This is a genomic window from Mycobacterium sp., from assembly GCF_032161845.1.
Classification (GTDB): domain Bacteria; phylum Actinomycetota; class Actinomycetes; order Mycobacteriales; family Mycobacteriaceae; genus Mycobacterium.
The window spans coordinates 1-18,385 of record NZ_JAVRQA010000079.1; the positions used below are offsets into that span (position 1 = coordinate 1).

At 67.9% G+C, this 18,385-nt stretch carries 8 protein-coding genes; 4 read left to right on the plus strand and 4 right to left on the minus strand.

What is annotated here, in order from left to right; genetic code table 11:
- The 3 genes from QOD90_RS04730 to QOD90_RS04740 all read left to right on the plus strand — a co-directional run.
- A partial coding sequence (locus QOD90_RS04730; RefSeq protein ID WP_526347178.1) for an arabinosyltransferase C-terminal domain-containing protein occupies positions 1-2,297 on the plus strand: 2,297 nt, incomplete at its 5' end.
- A 62-nt stretch (positions 2,298-2,359) separates the two neighbouring features.
- Positions 2,360-5,632 (plus strand): arabinosyltransferase domain-containing protein, encoded by a 3,273-nt coding sequence (locus tag QOD90_RS04735; protein WP_526347180.1) that lies wholly within the window; start codon positions 2,360-2,362, stop codon positions 5,630-5,632.
- Positions 5,633-5,661: 29 nt separating this feature from the next.
- Positions 5,662-8,802, plus strand: a complete 3,141-nt coding sequence (locus QOD90_RS04740; protein ID WP_526347239.1) for an arabinosyltransferase domain-containing protein — start codon at positions 5,662-5,664, stop codon at positions 8,800-8,802.
- A 17-nt stretch (positions 8,803-8,819) separates the two neighbouring features.
- Here QOD90_RS04740 and QOD90_RS04745 read toward each other — a convergent pair whose 3' ends face one another.
- Positions 8,820-9,821 carry a DUF4331 family protein gene (locus tag QOD90_RS04745; protein ID WP_526347182.1) on the minus strand — a complete coding sequence of 334 codons (1,002 nt, stop codon included), beginning with the start codon at positions 9,819-9,821 and terminating at the stop codon, positions 8,820-8,822.
- Between the two features lie 52 nt (positions 9,822-9,873).
- On the opposite strand from QOD90_RS04745, the gene QOD90_RS04750 reads away from it, so the two are divergent.
- The gene (locus QOD90_RS04750; protein ID WP_526347184.1) at positions 9,874-10,788 is read left to right on the plus strand and encodes an MBL fold metallo-hydrolase; all 915 of its coding nucleotides are present in this window, start codon (positions 9,874-9,876) and stop codon (positions 10,786-10,788) included.
- 10 nt (positions 10,789-10,798) lie between these two features.
- On the opposite strand, the gene QOD90_RS04755 is transcribed toward QOD90_RS04750, so the two are convergent.
- The 3 genes from QOD90_RS04755 to pks13 are packed head-to-tail and all read right to left on the minus strand — an operon-like array spanning position 10,799 to position 18,357.
- Positions 10,799-11,371, minus strand: coding sequence for a UbiX family flavin prenyltransferase (locus tag QOD90_RS04755; RefSeq protein ID WP_526347186.1), 573 nt, complete (start codon positions 11,369-11,371; stop codon positions 10,799-10,801).
- A 21-nt stretch (positions 11,372-11,392) separates the two neighbouring features.
- On the minus strand, positions 11,393-12,970 hold the full coding sequence (locus tag QOD90_RS04760) for an acyl-CoA carboxylase subunit beta (RefSeq protein WP_526347188.1): 1,578 nt from the start codon (positions 12,968-12,970) through the stop codon (positions 11,393-11,395).
- Positions 12,971-12,975: 5 nt separating this feature from the next.
- Positions 12,976-18,357 carry a polyketide synthase Pks13 gene (pks13, locus tag QOD90_RS04765; protein WP_526347190.1) on the minus strand — a complete coding sequence of 1,794 codons (5,382 nt, stop codon included), beginning with the start codon at positions 18,355-18,357 and terminating at the stop codon, positions 12,976-12,978.
- Positions 18,358-18,385 lie beyond the last annotated feature (28 nt).

Genomic DNA, 18,385 nt, shown 5'->3' on the forward strand with positions numbered 1-18,385 from the left:
TCGGGTGGTATTACGACCTGCTCGCGTTGTGGGCGCACATCAGCACCGCGAGCGTCTGGGTGCGACTGCCCACGCTGGTGATGGCGTTGGCGTGCTGGTGGGTGATCAGCCGCGAGGTGATCCCTCGACTGGGGCACGCGGTGAAGACCAGCCGGGTGGCGGCATGGACGGCGGCGGGCATGTTCCTGGCGTTCTGGTTGCCCCTCAACAACGGGCTGCGACCCGAACCCATCATCGCCCTCGGCATGTTGCTCACCTGGTGCTCGGTGGAACGCGGCGTGGCCACCAGCAGGCTGCTGCCGGTCGCGATCGCCATCATCATCGGCGCGCTGACGCTGTTCTCCGGGCCGACCGGCATCGCCGCCGTCGGCGCCTTGCTCGTCGCGATCGGGCCGTTGAAGACCATTGTGGCGGCGCATACTTCGCGCTTCGGCCGCCTCGCGCTGCTCGCACCGATCATGGCCGCGGGCACGGTCACCATCTTCCTGATCTTCCGCGACCAGACGTTCACCAGCGAAGTGCAGGCCAGCGCGTTCAAATCCGCCGTCGGCCCGAGCCTGGCCTGGTTCGACGAGCACATCCGCTACGAGCGCCTGTTCATGGCCAGCCCGGACGGCTCGGTGGCGCGGCGATTCGCCGTGCTCGCCCTGCTCTTGGCGCTGGCCATTTCGGTGGCAATGTCGTTGCGCAAGGGGCGAATTCCCGGGACTGCCTCGGGGCCGAGCCGTCGCATCATCGGCATCACGATCATCTCGTTTCTCGCCATGATGTTCACCCCGACCAAATGGACGCACCACTTCGGCGTGTTCGCAGGCCTCGCCGGATCCCTTGGCGCACTGGCCGCCGTCGCCGTTGGCGCCGCCGCAATGAAGTCCAGGCGCAACCGGACCATCTTCGCGGCCACCGTGCTGTTCATGACCGCGTTCTCGTTCGCCAGCGTGAACGGCTGGTGGTACGTCTCGAGCTTCGGTGTGCCATGGTCGAATGAGTTCCCGCAGTACACGTTCGGGTTCACCACGATCCTGCTGGGCCTGTCCGTCGTCGCTCTGCTCGTCGCGGCCTGGTTCCACTTCACCGGCCGCGGCAGCACCCCGCCGAGCAAACCGAGACGCTGGTCCCGAGTAGCCCAGGCGCCCTTGACGATCGCCGTGTGGGCCCTGGTGATCTTCGAAGTGGCTTCGCTGACCGTGGCGGTGGTCGGGCAGTATCCCGCGTGGACGGTCGGCCGGTCCAACCTCGAGGCGCTGGCAGGCAAGACGTGCGGCCTGGCCACCGACGTGCTGGTCGAGCAGGACACCAATGCGGGCATGCTGACTCCGGTGGACGCACCGGTGGGCGTCGCGCTCGGCGCCGGTCTGGCACAGGGCTTCACCCCCAACGGAATTCCCGCCGACGTGTCGGCCGACCCCGTCTCCGAGCCACAGGGCAGCGGTAACTTCGCCGACTCCGATGGCTCGGTGGTGACCGGTAGCGAACCGGGTACGGAGGGCGGCACCACCGCCGCCGCGGGGGTCAACGGCTCGCGGGCTCGGCTGCCCTACAACCTCGATCCCGCCACCACGCCCGTCATGGGCAGCTGGCGGGCAGGCACCCAGCAGCCCGCCCATCTGCGGTCCGCCTGGTACCGGCTGCCGCCGCGCGATCAGGCTGGACCGCTGCTGGTGGTCGCCGCCGCTGGCCGCTTCGATCCTGGCGAAGTCGTCGTCCAGTGGGCGACCGATCAGCAGGCCGCCAGCGGTCAGCCCGGCGGGAGCGTCGGCTTCGGTGACGTCGGCGCCGTGCCCGCGTGGCGCACCCTCCGTGTCTCGCTGAACGCGATCCCTCGGGAGGCGACGCAGGTGCGCCTCGTCGCATCCGACGACGACCTCGCGCCCCAGCACTGGATCGCCGTCACGCCGCCCCGCATCCCCCGACTGCAGACGCTGCAGGATGTCGTCGGCAGCGAAGACCCGGTGCTGCTGGACTGGCTGGTCGGCCTGGCGTTCCCATGCCAGCGGCCCTTCGGACACCAAAACGGCGTCACCGAGGTGCCCAAGTGGCGGATCCTGCCCGACCGCTTCGGGGCGGAAGCCAACTCACCCGTCATGGACTACCTCGGGGGCGGTCCATTGGGCATCACCGAACTACTGGTGCGCGCCGAACCGGTGCCGACGTACCTGAAGGACGACTGGTTCCGCGACTGGGGCGCCTTGCAGAGGCTGACGCCGTGGTACCCGAACGCCCAACCGGCGCGCCTCGATCTCGGCACCGCGACGCGCAGCGGGTTGTGGACGCCCGGTCCCCTTCGTTTGAGCTGACTCTCGCCGTGGGCCGCATGGCGCCGCAGCGCACACGAGGACGTCGCATAGCATCGAGCCTCGTGCCCGCCAGGACCCTTCGACTCATCGCGATCATCGCGGGCGCCATCGGACTCCTGCTCTGCGCCCTCACCCCGCTGCTTCCCGTCAAGCAGGCCACGGCCGCCGTCCTCTGGCCCCAAGGCGTCGGAACCGACGGCCTGATCACCGACGTGACGGCTCCGCTGGTCTCCGGCGCACCGCTGGCGCTCGACGCCACCATCCCCTGCCAGGCGATCTCGACGCTCCCCGCCGCGGGTGGCACCGTCCTGTCGACGATCCCCGACGGCGGCGTCGACGCGGGCCGCAACGGTCTGTTCGTGCGGGCCACCGCCGACAGCGTCATCGTCGCGTTCCGTGACTCGGTGGCGGCCGTCGCACCACGGCAGACCGTCAACTCGGGCGGCTGCAGTTCGCTGCACGTCTGGGCCAACTCAGGGGGCGTCGGGGCAGACTTCGTGGGCATCCCTGGAGCCACCGGCACGCTCGCACCCGAGAAGAAGCCACAGGTGGCGGGGGTCTTCACCGACCTGAAGGTGGCCGCCCAGCCGGGACTGTCCGCCCGCATCGACGTCGACACCCGCTTCATCACCTCACCGACCGCCATGAAGACAGCACTCATGGTGCTTGGCGTGCTGGCGACCGTCGCCTCGATCGTGGCGCTGGCCGTGCTGGACCGCCGGTCGGGCCGACGGGTACCCGGTGGGTGGCGCAGATTCTGGCGTGTCGGGCTGGCGACGTGGCTTGCCGACTTGGCCGTGGTCGGCGGCCTGCTCCTCTGGCACGTCGTCGGCGCCATCTCATCAGACGACGGCTACAACCTCACCATCGCACGGGTGTCCGGTGACGCCGGCTACGTCGCGAACTACTACCGCTACTTCGGCGCTTCGGAGGCCCCGTTCGACTGGTACCAGTCGGTCCTGGCGCACTTCGCCGCCATCAGCACGGCTGGCGTGTGGATGCGCGTGCCCGCCCTGCTCGCGGGCCTTGCCACGTGGATGCTGCTGAGTCGCTGGGTGCTTCCCAGGCTGGGCCGACGACTGGCGGGCAATCGGATCGCGGTCTGGACCGGTGCCGCCGTGTTCCTGGCCAGCTGGCTGCCGTTCAACAACGGCCTTCGGCCCGAACCGCTGATCGCCTTCGGGGTGCTGCTGACGTGGGTGCTCGTCGAGTACTCGATCGGCGCCCGCCGGTCGTGGCCCGCAGCCGTCGCGATCATCGTCGCGCTGTTCAGCGTCACCCTGGCCCCCCAAGGCCTGATCGCGATCGCGCCGCTGCTCGTCGGGGCCCGCGCGATCGCCCGCATCGCCCGCGACCGGCAGCGAAGCGAGGCCGGACTGCTCGCCCCCATCGCGGCCTGCGCGGCGTCGCTGTCGCTGATCTTCGTGATCGTCTTCCGCGACCAGACGCTGGCGACCGTTGCCGAGTCCGCCAGGATCAAGTACACCGTCGGGCCGACGATCTCCTGGTACCAGGAGTTCCTCCGCTACTACTTCCTCACCGTCGAGGACAGCGTCGACGGCTCCCTGACCCGACGCTTCTCGGTGCTGATCCTGCTGCTGTGCCTCTTCGGCCTGCTGGCGGTCATCCTGCGCCGCGGCAGCCTGCCGGGCATGGTCACCGCCCCCGTCTGGCGCCTGATCGGAACGACCGCGGTCGGACTGCTGCTGCTGACGTTCACGCCGACGAAGTGGGCCGTGCAGTTCGGTGCGTTCGCCGGCCTCGGCGGAGCACTCGGCGCCGTCACCGCGTTCACGTTCTCCCGCGTCGGGCTGCACAGCCGACGCAACCTCGCGCTGTACGTCACCGCCCTGCTGTTCGTGCTCGCGTGGGCGACCTCGGGCATCAACGGCTGGTTCTACGTCGGCAACTACGGCGTGCCGTGGTTCGACAAACAGCCGGTGATCGCGGGTCAGCCGGTCACCTCGATGTTCCTCGGGCTGGCGATCGTGACCGGTGTGCTGGCCGGCTGGCTGCACTTCCGGATGGACTACACCGGGCACGTCGAGGTCGAGAACACCCGCCGCAACCGGGTTCTGGCGTCCACCCCGTTGTTGGTGGTGGCGACGTTGATGGTGCTACTCGAAGTCGGATCGATGATGAAGGGCGCCGCGGCCCGCTACCCCCAGTACACCACCGCCAAGGCCGACGTCGATGCGCTGGCGTCCGGCCTGAGCTCGGCGAGCTGCGCCATGGCTGACGACGTTCTCGTCGAGACTGACCCGAATGCCGATCTGCTACAACCGGTTTCGGGTCAGCAGTTCGGGCCCGCCGGGCCGCTCGGTGGAACCGATCCGCAGGGGTTCACCCCCAACGGTGTCAGCGACAGCCTTCTGCCGCCCGAGCCGGTGACCGCCAACCCAGGCACCGTCAACTCCCCTGGATCACCAGACAAGCCGAATGTCGGCATCGGATTCTCGGCGGGCACCGGTGGAGGTTACGGACCCCCTGGTGTCAACGGCTCCCGCGTCTTCCTGCCATTCGGGCTCGATCCCGCGCGTACTCCCGTGATGGGCAGTTACAACGAGAACACCGCAGCGGCACGGGCGACGTCGGCCTGGTACGAACTGCCACCAAGGACGCCCGACCGGCCGCTGGTCACCGTCGCCGCAGCGGGTGCCATCTGGTCCACCGACGAAGAAGGCGACTTCAACTACGGCCAGTCGCTGAAACTGCAATGGGGCGTACGCAATCCGGACGGAAGCTTCCGCGAGTTGGCGTCGGTACAGCCGATCGACCCGCTGGTACCGCAGCGGGCGTGGCGCAACCTGCGCGTCCCACTGGCCTGGGCGCCACCGGAAGCCAACGTCGCCCGCATCGTCGCCGACGATCCCAACCTGTCCACCGACCAGTGGTTCGCGTTCACCCCGCCGCGCGTCCCGACGCTGCGGACCGCGCAGCAATTCCTCGGGTCGACGACGCCGGTGCTGATGGACATCGCCTCCGCCGCGAACTTCCCGTGCCAGCGGCCGGCGTCCCAGCACCTCGGCATCGCCGAACTGCCCGAATACCGAATCCTGCCCAACGCCAAACAGGTGGTCGTCTCGTCCAACCAGTGGCAGTCGGCTGACGACGGCGGGCCCTTCCTCTTCGTCCAGGCTCTGCTGCGCACATCGACGGTTCCGACGTACCTGAGCGGAGACTGGTACCGCGACTGGGGTTCGATCGAACGCTTCGACCGGATCGTGCCCGCGGCGACTGCGCCCGACGTCACCGTCGATGCGGGCACCGAGACGGTCCTCGGCTGGACCCGCCGCGGACCGATCCGAGCCCTGCCACTGGAGAAGGACTCGTGACCACCGCGAAGACCACCCGATGGGTGGCGATGATCGCAGGCCTGATCGGCTTCGTGCTGTCGGTGCTGACACCGCTGCTGCCGGTCGTGCAGACGACCGCCACGTTGAACTGGCCGCAGGCCGGACAACTCGGCAACGTGACCGCGCCGCTGATCACTCTGACGCCGGTCACCATGTCGGCCACCGTGCCGTGCGACGTGGTCAGGCAGATGCCGCCCGCCGGTGGACTGGTGCTTGGTACCGCGCCTGCCGACACCAAGGACGCAGCGCTCAACGCGCTGTTCGTCAACGTCACCAGCACGCGCGTCAACATCACCGACCGCAACGTGGTGGTGGCGAGTGTGCCAAGGGCCCAGGTCAGTTCGCCTCGGTGTGAGCGCATCGACATCACCTCGGCCGAAGCGGGGACCTTCGCGACGTTCGTCGGCCTCACCGGTCCCGACGGCAAGGAACTGCGAACCGGCTTCGCCGACCCCAACCTGCGGCCCAACTTCGTCGGCGTCTTCACCGGCCTGACCGGACCTGCCCCGCAAGGACTCTCGCTGTCGGCGACGATCGACACCCGCTACACCACCAAGCCGACCGCCGTGAAGCTCGGCGCGATGCTGCTCGCCATGGTCGCCACCGTCATCGCGCTCGTCGCATTGTGGCGACTCGACCAACTCGACGGCCGACGCATGCAACGGGTGATCCCGTCACGCTGGCGGACGTTCTCGGCGACCGACGTCGTCGTCGTCGGTGGGTTCCTGCTGTGGCACGTCATCGGGGCCAACTCGTCCGACGACGGCTACATCCTCCAGATGGCCCGCGTGGCCGACCGCGCCGGGTACATGTCCAATTACTTCCGGTGGTTCGGCAGCCCCGAGGACCCGTTCGGCTGGTTCTACAACGTGCTCGCCCTGATGACGCACGTCAGCGACGCCAGCATCTGGATGCGCCTGCCCGACTTGATCTGTGCGCTGGTGTGCTGGCTGCTGCTGTCCCGCGAGGTGCTGCCCAGGCTCGGCCCTGCGGTGGCCTCGAGCCGTTCCGCGACGTGGGCCGCGGGTCTGGTCCTGATGGCGGCGTGGATGCCGTTCAACAACGGCCTACGACCCGAGGGCCAGATCGCCACGGGCGCGCTGATCACGTACGTGCTCATCGAGCGGGCCATCATCTCGGGTCGGCTCACCCCCGCCGCCCTCGCCGTCGTCTCGGCCGCCTTCACCCTTGGCATCCAGCCGACGGGCCTCATCGCGGTCGCGGCGCTGCTGGCGGGCGGCCGTCCGCTGCTGCGCATCCTGGTGCGCCGTCACCGCATCGTGGGGACTTGGCCGCTGGTGCTGCCGCTGCTGGCCGCCGGAACCATCATCCTGACCGTCGTCTTCGCCGACCAGACCTTGGCAACGGTGTTGGAGGCCACCAGGATTCGCACCGCCATCGGTCCGAGCCAGGCGTGGTACACCGAGAACCTGCGCTACTACTACCTGTTCCTGCCGACCGTCGACGGCTCGCTGTCGCGCCGCTTCGGCTTCTTCATCACGGCGCTGAGCTTGTTTGCCTCACTGTTCATCATGTTGCGCCGCGGACGGGTCCCCGGCGTCGCCCGCGGCCCCGTGTGGCGCCTGGTCGGAATCATCTTCGGCACCATGTTCTTCCTGATGTTCACCCCGACCAAGTGGGTGCATCACTTCGGTCTGTTCGCCGCCGTCGGCGCCGCGATGGCCGCGGTCGCCACCGTGCTGGTGTCGCGCGTGGTGCTGCGCTCGGCCCGCAACCGGATGGCGTTCACCGCAGGCGTGCTCTTCGTCATCGCACTGACCTTCTCGAGTACCAACGGCTGGTGGTACGTCTCGAGTTACGGCGTGCCGTTCAACAACGCGCTGCCGAAGATCGGTGGCGTCACCGTCAGCTCGATCTTCTTCGCCCTCTTCGCCGTTGCCGCGCTGTGGGCGTTCTGGCTGCACTTCACGCGCGACCGCGCCGAAAGCAGGTTGGCGCGCCTGGTGACCGCGGCGCCGATTCCGATCACCGCGGGCTTCATGGTCGTGGTGTTCGTCTCCTCGATGCTGGCCGGCGTGGTGCGGCAGTACCCGACGTACTCCAACGCGTCGTCCAACCTGAAGGCGTTGACCGGAGGCTGCGGCCTGGCCGACGACGTGCTCGTCGAGCCGGACGCCAATGCCGGATTCCTGACGCCGATGCCAGGAAACTACGGAGCGCTCGGCCCGCTCGGCGGAGTTGGCCCGGTGGGCTTCACCCCCAACGGCGTGCCGGAACACATTGTCGCCGAAGCGATCCGCAACGATCTGCCGACGCCGGGCACCGACTACGACTGGGACGCGCCGGTCAAACTGTCGAGCCCTGGCGTCAACGGATCGACCGTGCCACTGCCCTACGGCCTCGATCCCAAGCGTGTGCCGCTGGCGGGCACCTACGCGAACGGCCCTGCGCAACAACAGAGCCGGCTGACGTCGGGGTGGTATCAGCTGCCCGCCGCCGACGACACACACCCTCTCATCGTCGTGACCGCCGCAGGCAGCATCACCGGAAACAGCATCTTCAACGGCCACACCGAGGGCCAGACCGTCGAGCTCGAGTACGCAAAACCGGGGCCCGACGGCGCTCCGGTGGCGGCAGGCCGCCTGGTGCCCTACGACCTCGGGCCGATCCCGTCCTGGCGCAATCTGCGCTTCGACCGCAGCCAAATGCCTGCGGACGTGACGGCCGTCCGCATCGTCGCCGAGGACCTCTCCCTGACGCCCGGGGACTGGATCGCCGTCACCCCGCCGCGCGTGCCCGAGCTGAAGTCCGTGCAGCAGTTCATCGGCTCGGAACAACCCGTGCTGATGGACTGGGCCGTCGGCCTCGCCTTTCCGTGCCAGCAGCCGATGCTGCACGCGGACGGGGTGACCGAAGTCCCCAGATTCAGAATCACGCCCGACTACAACGCCAAGCGCAAGGACACCGACACCTGGCAGGACGGCCTCAACGGTGGCCTGCTCGGCATCAGCGACCTGCTGTTGCGGCAGAACGTGATGGCCGCGTACCTGTCGCACGACTGGGGCCGCGACTGGGGCTCGCTGCGCAAGTTCGACACCGTCGTCGATGCCCAGCCGGCGCAGCTAGACCTTGGCTCCGCGACGCGCAGTGGGCTGTACTCGCCGGGCAAGATCCGGATCAAGCCCTAAGCACGGCGCTTCGAAACTCAGTGCGGCGTACCGAGATACGGAAAGACGTTGAGGGTGTCGGTGTGCGGGCTCAGACCCGACGGCGGAATGTCGCCCTTGGACAGGAAGCTCAGGCGGTAATCGATCACGTCGTCGGTGAACACCCGACCGTTGGGGTACTTCGCGGGCTTCGACGGATCGAACGTCAACATGTCGGGCAATGTGCCCTCCTCGTCGATCGCCGCGATGGCCTCCTCATCGGAGTAGCCGCCGGTGTGGCCCATCAGATGGATGAACTGCGCGATCCACCGCTCCCTGTCGTAAATCGGCAGGCTCGCGTTGTACTCCTCCTTGGTCTCGTCGGTGTTGAAGAAGCTGCTGACCGACGGGTGCCCCGCCCGGTCGACGTGCACCAACTCACCGTCGCGACGCAGGCTGCACCGGCCCCAGATCCTGACGTCGGGCGCAGCGCCGAGGAAGGCGGTCGGCAGCTCGAGCACCATGGAGAACACGTTGGCCGTCGTGTTGGAGTCGACGCCCGTCCACGGTGCGTCACCCGAGACGTGCAGATCGGTGAAGTTCCGTCCGCCCGAGGTGTCGAAGAGATTCTTGACGCCGTCGAAGTCGAAGAAGAACGCATCGCTGCGCGCGCCTGCGAAGAACGTGAACTCCCCTGACGTCGCGATGGTCGGCGTCGGCCCGAACGACACGTCCACGTCGGCGAAGATCCTCTCGCCCACCGCTTCCGGTTCCTCGGCCTCGTCGTCGGAGGCCAGGTACACGTCGACCGTCTGGCGGCCGTCCCTGGGAGTCGAGAAAACGTAGCTGAACGCGATGTCGTTGCGCAGATCGCCGTCGTTGTCAATGGCGAGGCGGTAGATGGCATCGGGGTGCAGCGCGTCGGCGTTCGGGTTGGCGTTGAGGATCAGCACCGTGCGCGTGGGATCGGCCGGGGACTGAAAGGCATACAGATCACAGAGGTCCAGCCGTTGGTCGCCCAACGGTGGCCCAAGGCTCAATCCGGTGAAGTGGTTCGACATGTCATCATCAAAGCGTGAAACGGAACGGGCGGCCACCACTTCGGGTCGACTCGTGACCGACCGGATCAGGTTGGGCAACGCCGTCGTCACCCGAATCCTCGAGTGGCAGTTCGACGTCCCCACGTCGCTGTTCCCCACCACCCCGCCGGAAGCCTGGCTGGACGACGCCGACCTCCTGGTCCCGACGTTCTATGACCCGCAGACCGGGCGGTGGCGGGTCGTCATGCAGAGCTGGGTGATCGAAGTCGACGGCCTGACCGTCGTCGTCGACACCGGTGTCGGCAATGACCGGGACCGCCCGCACATGCCAATCCTGTCGGGGCTGAGCACCGACTTCCTCGGCGCGTTGAGCCGAGCGGGGGTGAACCCCGACGACGTCGACGTCGTCGTCAACACTCACCTGCACACCGACCACGTCGGCTGGAACACCACCCTCGTACCAGGGGGTGGAGCAGAGCGACCGGGGGATGAACCCGACGGCGAATGGGTGCCGACGTTCCCCAACGCACGCTATTTCGTGCCAGCGGCCGACTACCGCTTCTTCTCGCCCGACGGCCCAGGCGAGACAGCCGGCGCGCGAATCGTGATGGCCGACAGCGTGTTTCCGATCGCCGACCAGATGGAGCTGTGGTCGGACGGCCAACAGATCAGCGAGTCGCTAAGACTTCGCCCCGCCGCCGGGCACACGCCGGGGTCGTCGGTACTGTGGCTCGACGCCGGCAAGCCCGCCGTCTTCGTCGGCGATCTCACCCACTGTCCCATCCAGATCTCCCGACCCGGCGACCCATGCGGGTTCGACGTTGATCCGGCAGCGGCAGCGGTCAGCCGCAAGCGCGTCTTCACCGAGGCATCGCGGTCACGGGCCACGGTGATTCCCGCGCACTACCCGGGCCACGGCGGCGCGACCCTGGTGGCGCGCGGCGACCGCTTCGAGGTCGACGACTGGCTGGACTTGCCACCGGTCTAGGACCGATCGGTCAGGACCCCCACCGGCGAAACGTCTTGTTGGGGACGCCGAATTGGTCGATGACCTTGCCGCACGTCTGGGCGAGCAGGTCGTCGATGGTCTGCGGCTGGTGATAGAAGGCCATCACCGGGGGGAGGATGGTGCCTCCGGCCAGGGTGACCGTTCGCATGTTCTCGATGTGGATGAGGTTGAGCGGAGTTTCGCGGGCCACCAGCACCAGGCGGCGGCGCTCCTTGAGCGTGACGTCGGCGGCGCGGGCCACCAGGTTGTCCGAATTGCCAGTGGCCACCGCCGCGAGGGTGCGCATCGAACACGGGATGACGACCATCCCCATCGTCTCGAAGGAGCCCGACGAAATGGGGGCGCCCATGTCGTTGGCGTCGTAGCTGACGTCTGCCAGGGCAGCCACCTCGGCGGGATCGCGCCGCAGCTCCAACTCGATGCTGCGGTGCGCGCCCTGCGACATCACCAGGTGCGTCTCGTAGGCGCCCAGGTGGCGGGAGATCTCGAGGAACTTCACCGCCAGCTGCGGAGCACTCGATCCCGAGATTCCGACGACCAACCGGCGTTCGGGCGCGCTCATCGATACAGGTCCGGAGCTCGGCTAGAGCGGGAGCAGACCGTGCTTGCGCAGCACCTTGGGGGCGTTCTGCTTGTCCCGCAGCAGCCGCAGCGACTTACGGAGTAGCAGCCGCGTCTCGTGCGGCTCGATGACGCCGTCGATGTAGCCGCGCTCGGCAGCGATGTACGGGATCGCCAGGTTGAGGTTGTAGCCCTCGATGAAGTCCTTGCGGATCTTCTGCACCTCTGGCGCGGTCGGATCGGGGAAGCGCTTGACCAGTAGCTGGGCCGCACCCTCGGCGCCGATCACCGCGATGCGAGCGGTCGGCCACGCGAAGTTCAGGTCCGCGGACAGCTGCTTGGAACCCATCACCGCGTAACCGCCGCCGTAGGCCTTGCGCACGACGATGGTCACCTTCGGGACGTCGGCTTCCACGATGGCGTTGAAGAACCGCCCACCCCGCTTGATGATGCCGCCCTTCTCCTCCTCGAGACCCGGCATGGCGCCAGGGGTGTCGACGACGAAGACCAGTGGCAGGTTGAACGAGTCGCAGAACCGGATGAAACCGGCAGCCTTGTCAGAGGCCTCATTGCCCACGGCGCCGGACATGTGCATCGGTTGATTGGCGATCACCCCGATCGGGTGGCCGTCGACGCGGGCGAACGCGGTGATCATCGACGGGCTGCGCTGCTCGGCGATCTCGAAGACGTCACCGTCGTCGAAGATCCGAAGCAGAATCTCGTGCATGTCGTAAGCCTGGTTGTCCGAATCCGGCACGATCGTGTCGAGCTCCAGGTCGGATGGGGTGATCTCGGGTTCAAGGCCGGGATTGACGATCGGCGGGCTGTCGAAGTGGTTGGCGGGCAGGAAGCTCAGGTAGTCGCGCACGTACTGGTAGGCCGCGGCCTCGCTCTCGACCACCTTGTGGATGTTGCCGCGCTGCGCCTGTACGTCGGCACCGCCAAGCTCATCGAACGTGACGTCCTCGCCGGTGACGTCCTTGATCACGTCGGGACCGGTGATGAACATGTACCCCTGATCGCGGACCGCGACGATGAGGTCGGTCTGGATCGGCGAATAGACCGCTCCGCCAGCGCACTTGCCGAAGATCAGCGAGATCTCCGGGACCAGGCCGCGGAGCATTTCGTGGCGCCTGCCGAGTTCGGCATACCACGCCAGCGACGTCGCGGCGTCCTGGATGCGGGCGCCGCCGGAGTCGTTGATGCCGATGATCGGGCAGCCGACCATGGCCACCCACTCCATCAACTTGGCGACCTTGCGCCCGAACATCTCCCCGACCGAACCCTGGAAGACGGTCTGGTCGTGGCTGAACACCCCGACCGGGCGGCCGTTGATGGCACCGTGCCCGGTGACGACGCCGTCGCCGTAGAACGCGTTGGGGTCACCCGGTGTCCTCGCCAAGGCACCGATCTCGAAGAAGGTGCCGGGATCCAGCAGTTCGTAGATGCGCGCGCGGGCGCTCGGGATGCCCTTCTTGTCGCGTCGCGCCTTCGCCTTCTCGTCGCCCGGGTCGCGGGCCAGCTCCAGCTTCTCGCGAAGTTCGGCCAGCTTCTCGGCCGTGGTCGGGGGGTGGGCGGGCTCTACGGTCTCTGCGGTCACGACGCCTACTTCTCCTCTTGGGCCTTCACACCGGCCTCGATGCGGTTGATCGCCTCACTCATGTGCGCGCCGACCTTCGCAATGTACGGCTCGTCGATCGCCTGGATGTGCTCGCCCCCGATGGCCACCACCTCGAGATCCGGCACGAACTCACCCCAGCCACCGTCGGGCTGACGGATACCGTAGCGGGGCTCGAACTTGATGGCATCGTCGTGGTAGCGATCGGCCATGTAGAGCGTGACGTGACCGTCGTAGGGCTCGATCACCACCGTCTCCAGTGCACGGTTGTCCAAGTACGACGTCCGCTGATGTTCGATGATGCCGCCGGGGATCTGCACGCCCGCGTTCTGTACGGCGTCGAGCACGAACTGCACCTGGCCGGCGTCGTCGAGCTGTTCGAGTTCCTCGTAGGGAATGGGCGGGATCTCCACGTTGAAGTTCTTGGCCGCGAACTCCGCGTACCTGTCCCACCGCTTGCGGGTCTCCTCCTTGGTCTGAGGAACCTCCTCGCCGGCGCGGACGGTGTCGATGAGGCCGACGAATTGCACGTCCGCGCCCTGCTGCTTGAGCCCGATCGCACACGCATAGGCGAGCGCCCCGCCGAGCGACCAACCCGTCAGGATGAACGGCTTCCGTGCCCCATCCCCCGTCGCTCCGCTCGCCCAGCCATTGAGCTCGAGCAGCTTCGGCACGTACTGCGCGGCCCTTTCCTGGATGGTGCCCTCGACGCGCTCCAAGCCGATCATCGGCGTGCCCGCAGGCAGCCGCTTCAGCAGTGGCTCGTAGACAACCGTCGAACCGCCCGCCGCGTGGAAGACGAAGACCGGGACGTCGGCATCGCTCTCGGCCTTGCGGATGGTCCGCACGAACCCGTCGAGTTCGCCTGCCTCGAGGAACTCGCGCACCGTGGTGGAGAGCTCTTCGATGGTCTGCGCCTTCTTGACGTCGTCCACCGTGATGACGCCCTCGGCGCGCTCCGACAAACGTTGCGCCATCTTCTGCGCTTCGGAGTCGGAGAGTTCCCGCAACGCGTTGAACACGCCGCCGGGGGACTTGCCGGTGACGATCGCCCACGTCGCGAAGGTGACGCGTTCGGCGGCGTCCCGCGGCGGCACGTCGGAGTTCAGCGCCTCCGAGATCGCCTGCTGGTTGAGCACCTGTGCCGCGCCTGCGAGGTTCGGTGTCTTGGCCACGGCATTGGGGCTGGCGCCGGGTCCGGCGGGATTGGTCGGTGGGGGCGGCGGCGGAGGCACGATCCCGGCAGTCTCGATGGGTGCCGTGACGGGTGCCTCGGCTTCGGTCGCCTTCTTGGCGAGCATCTCCTCGAGCTCGGCCACCGTGGTGGCCCCGCCCATCAACTCTGCCTGCGCGGCGGCGATCTCCTCGTCGGTCTGCGTCTTCTGGACCTCGGCCAGTTGATCGACCTCGTCGCGGTGCTCGATCGCGTATTGAATCAGCTTCTCGACGGCGTACAGGTTGGCGTCGCGCACCGCGGTCAGCTGAATCGGCGGAAGGTCGAAGTCGTACTCGACGCGGTTCTTGATGCGCACCGCCATCAACGAGTCGAGGCCCAGCTCGATGAGCGGTACCTCCCACGGCAGGTCCTCGGGCTCGTAGCCCATGGCACTGCCAACGATCGTGCCCAGCCGCTGCGAGATCGGTTCGCCGGAATCCGGTGACCACTTCGCAAAGCCCGCAGCCAGTCCCGCGCCCGCGGTGAGATTGTCGCTGAGGATCGCCGCGTCGTCCTCGGCGGACTCGGGCTCCTCGACGACCTGCTGGACGGCGGCCACCTCGGTGATGGCGGCGCCTGCGCCCACGGCCGTCGGCAGGGCGGTCGCCTGGCCGGCACGGGTGACGATCGCGTCGTAGACGAGGGTGAAGGACTCGTCGATGCGGGCATGCACCTGAACCGTCGCACCGCCGGGGTGCCTGGTCAACGTCGTCACCAGCCGGGCATCGTCGGCCGGGACCGCGCGCTGCTCGAAGGCGGTGAGCTTGGCATCCGGAAGAACCACTGCCGCAGCGGCTTTCACCAATGTGCCGAGGTCGGTCGCAGCCCGTGGGGCGTACTCCCAGACGTGGCGGCCGTCGGGCATCGCGACGTGCGTGCCCGGCAGGATGGTCGAACCGTCGGCCGAGAACCGGACGTCGAGCCAGTGCGGCTTGCGCCGGAACTTGGTCGGCGGAATGTCCGCGTAGTCGGAAGTGTCCGATGCGCGCGAGAACAGGGTGCGGAAGTCGAGGTCATGGCCGTGCACGAACAGCTGCGCCATGGCCGTGGTCATCGAGTCGACCTCGTCCTGCTTGCGCGCCAGCGTCGCGATCAGCTGCGCATCATGAAGACCTGCGGATGCCGTGGTGAGCCCAACCTGCATGAGCGCCACGGGATTCGGTGCCAGCTCCAGGAAGGTGGTGTGACCGTTGTCGACGGCGTTGCGGATGCCGTGCGTGAAGTACACGCTGTGCCGCAACCCCTTCTTCCAGTATTCGAGGTCGTGGATCGGCTCGCCGCCGGGCCTGATGAAGCCACCCTCGTGGACCGTGGAGAAGTACGGCACCCGCAGCGGCAGCGCCTCGATGCCCTGCAGTTCGGCCGCGAGCTCACCGAGCAGCGGGTCCATCTGCTGGGTGTGGCTGGCGCCCTTGGTCTGAAACTTGCGGGCGAACTTCCCCTCGGATTCCGCCCTTGCGATGATCGCGTCGACCTGATCTGGCGGACCGCCGATGACGGTCTGCGTCGGCGCCGCGTAGACGCACACCTCGAGGTCGGGGTAGTCGGAGAACACTCCCTTGATCTCGTCGGCGGAGTACTCGACCAGCGCCATCAGGCGGATGTACTCGCCGAACAGCATCGCCTCGCCCTCACCCATCAGGTGGGCGCGCGAGCAGATGGTGCGGGTGGCATCGACCAACGACAGACCACCCGAGAAGTAGGCGGCCGCGGCCTCGCCGAGTGACTGTCCAACGAGCGCACCGGGTTTCGCACCGTGCGCCTTGAGCAGCTCGCCGAGTGCCACCTGGATCGCGAAGATCACGGTCTGGGTGGTCTCGATGCCGTAGTCCTGCGAGTCGTCGAGGATCAGCTCGACGATCGAGTACCCCAGCTCGTCCTGCACCAGGGCGTCGACCTTGTTGATCCACTCGGCGAAGATCTCGTCGCGCAGGTAGAGGCTCTTGCCCATCTTGCGGTGCTGCGCGCCGAACCCGGCCAGCACCCACACCGGTCCGTTGGTGGTGGGACCGTCCGCGGCGAGCACCAGCGGCGTCTGCTTGCCCTCGGCCAGCGCCCGCAGACCCTTGACCGCCTCGTCGTGGTCATGGGCCAGCACCACGGCGCGGGACCGGCCGTGGTTGCGCCTCGACAGCGAGCGACCGATGGCCTCCAACGACGACGCCCGACCCTCAGGACCGTCGATCCAGTCGGCGAGCTCCGCGGCCGTGGCGCGCTTGCGTGAGGTCAGGAAGCCCGAAACCGCAATCGGCACCAAGGTCTTCGTCGGCTCAGCCGACTCGGCTGCGTCCAGTTCCTCGCGGGCGACCTCGAGCAGGCGCAGAGCCTCGTCGGTCAGACCCGGCAGTTCGGGCTCGGCGTCGTCGGACGACGCCGTTAGGGCGAATTCGTCTTCGTCGTCGATGAATTCGCCGTACTCGTCCATCTTCACGCCGCCGACGTAGACCGCGTCGGCGGCATCGGTGGCCGGCTTCACGACGACGACGTCGGGTTGGACCTCCGGCTCGACGAGGTCGGTCGGCAGTACCTCACGCAGCACCAGGTGGGCGTTGGCGCCGCCGAAGCCGAAGCCCGACACGCCTGCGATCGCATGGCCGCTGTAGCGCGGCCAGTCGGTCACGCTGTCGATGACCTTGATGTGAATCTTCTCGAAGTCGATGTACGGGTTGGGCCCGGTGTAGTTGATCGACGGCGGCAGCTTGTCGTTGCGCAGCGACAGTGCGACCTTGGCCAGGCTGGCCGCACCAGCGGCCGACTCCAGGTGTCCCACATTGGATTTCACCGCACCGAGAAACGCCGGCTGATCGGCGGCGCGGCCCTTGCCGACCACCCGGCCGAGCGCGTCGGCCTCGATGGGGTCACCGAGGATGGTGCCGGTGCCATGCGCCTCGACGTAGTCGACGGTGCGTGGATTGATGCCGGCGTCCTTGTAGGCCTTGCGCAGCACGTCGGCCTGGGCATCCGGATTCGGGGCCAGCAGGCCATTGGATCGGCCGTCGTGGTTGACCGCACTGCCTGCGATGACGGCGATGATGTCGTCCCCGTCGCGGCGGGCGTCGGCCACGCGCTTGAGCACCAGCATGCCGCCGCCCTCGGAGCGGGCGTAGCCGTCGGCGTCCTGCGAGAACGACTTGATCCGGCCGTCGGGTGCGAGCACCCCGCCGACCTCGTCGAAGCCCACCGTCACCATCGGGGTGATGAGCGCGTTCACCCCGCCGGCGAGCACCACGTCGACGTCACCGGCGCGCAGCGCCTTGACACCCTCGTGCACGGCCACCAGCGACGACGAGCAGGCCGTGTCGATCGCCATCGACGGACCGCGGAAGTCGTAGAAGTACGACACCCGGTTGGCGATGATCGAGCTCGCGGTACCCGTGATCGCGTACGGGTGTGCGACCGCCGGGTCGGACACGCTGAGCATGCTGTAGTCGTTGGTCGAGCTGCCGACGTACACGCCGACGCTCCCGCCGCGCAGGCTCGACGCGGGAATCCTGGCGTGCTCCAACGCTTCCCACGTGAGCTCAAGGGCCATCCGCTGCTGCGGATCGATGTTGTCGGCCTCCATCTTCGACAGCGCGAAGAACTCGGCGTCGAAACCCTTGATGTCCGACAGGTAGCCGCCGCGGGTGCGCGCCTTGGCGACCCGCTCGGCGATCCGCGGCTCGCCGAGGAACTCCTCCCACCGGCCCGCTGGCAGGTCGGTGATGGCGTCGCGGCCCTCGAGCAGCGCCTGCCACATCTCGTCGGGGGTGTTCAGATCGCCGGGGAACCGGGTGCCGATGCCGACGATCGCGATGTCGTCGTGCTCACGGGTGCGCGACCAGTCCTCGTCGCCCGTGTCGACCTCGTTGTCCTCGGGTTCGCCCTCGACGATCACCGTGGCCAACGCCTCGATGGTGGGATGACGGAAGGCGACGGTGGCGGTCAGCGTGACACCGGTCAGGTCCTCGATGTCGCTGGCCATGGCGACGGCGTCGCGCGAGGAGAGACCCAGCTCGACCATCGGCGCCGACTCGTCGATCGAGTCGGCGGACTGCCCGGTCGCGTTGGCGATCCAGTTGCGCAGGTACTCCCGCACCTCGGCGACCGTCTTGTCGGTGCGGGCCGGCAGATCGTCGGCTGTGGGCTGCGAATTGTCTTCGGTATCAGTCATGTTCACTTCCGCGGCCGTACGGCCTGTG

Bases quoted from the DNA above. Each gene is read 5' to 3' on its own strand.
- pks13 (WP_526347190.1), bottom strand. From the start codon at position 18,357: ATGACTGATACCGAAGACAATTCGCAGCCCACAGCCGACGATCTGCCG.
- QOD90_RS04745 (WP_526347182.1), bottom strand. From the start codon at position 9,821: ATGTCGAACCACTTCACCGGATTGAGCCTTGGGCCACCGTTGGGCGAC.
- QOD90_RS04755 (WP_526347186.1), bottom strand. From the start codon at position 11,371: ATGAGCGCGCCCGAACGCCGGTTGGTCGTCGGAATCTCGGGATCGAGT.
- QOD90_RS04740 (WP_526347239.1), top strand. From the start codon at position 5,662: ATGATCGCAGGCCTGATCGGCTTCGTGCTGTCGGTGCTGACACCGCTG.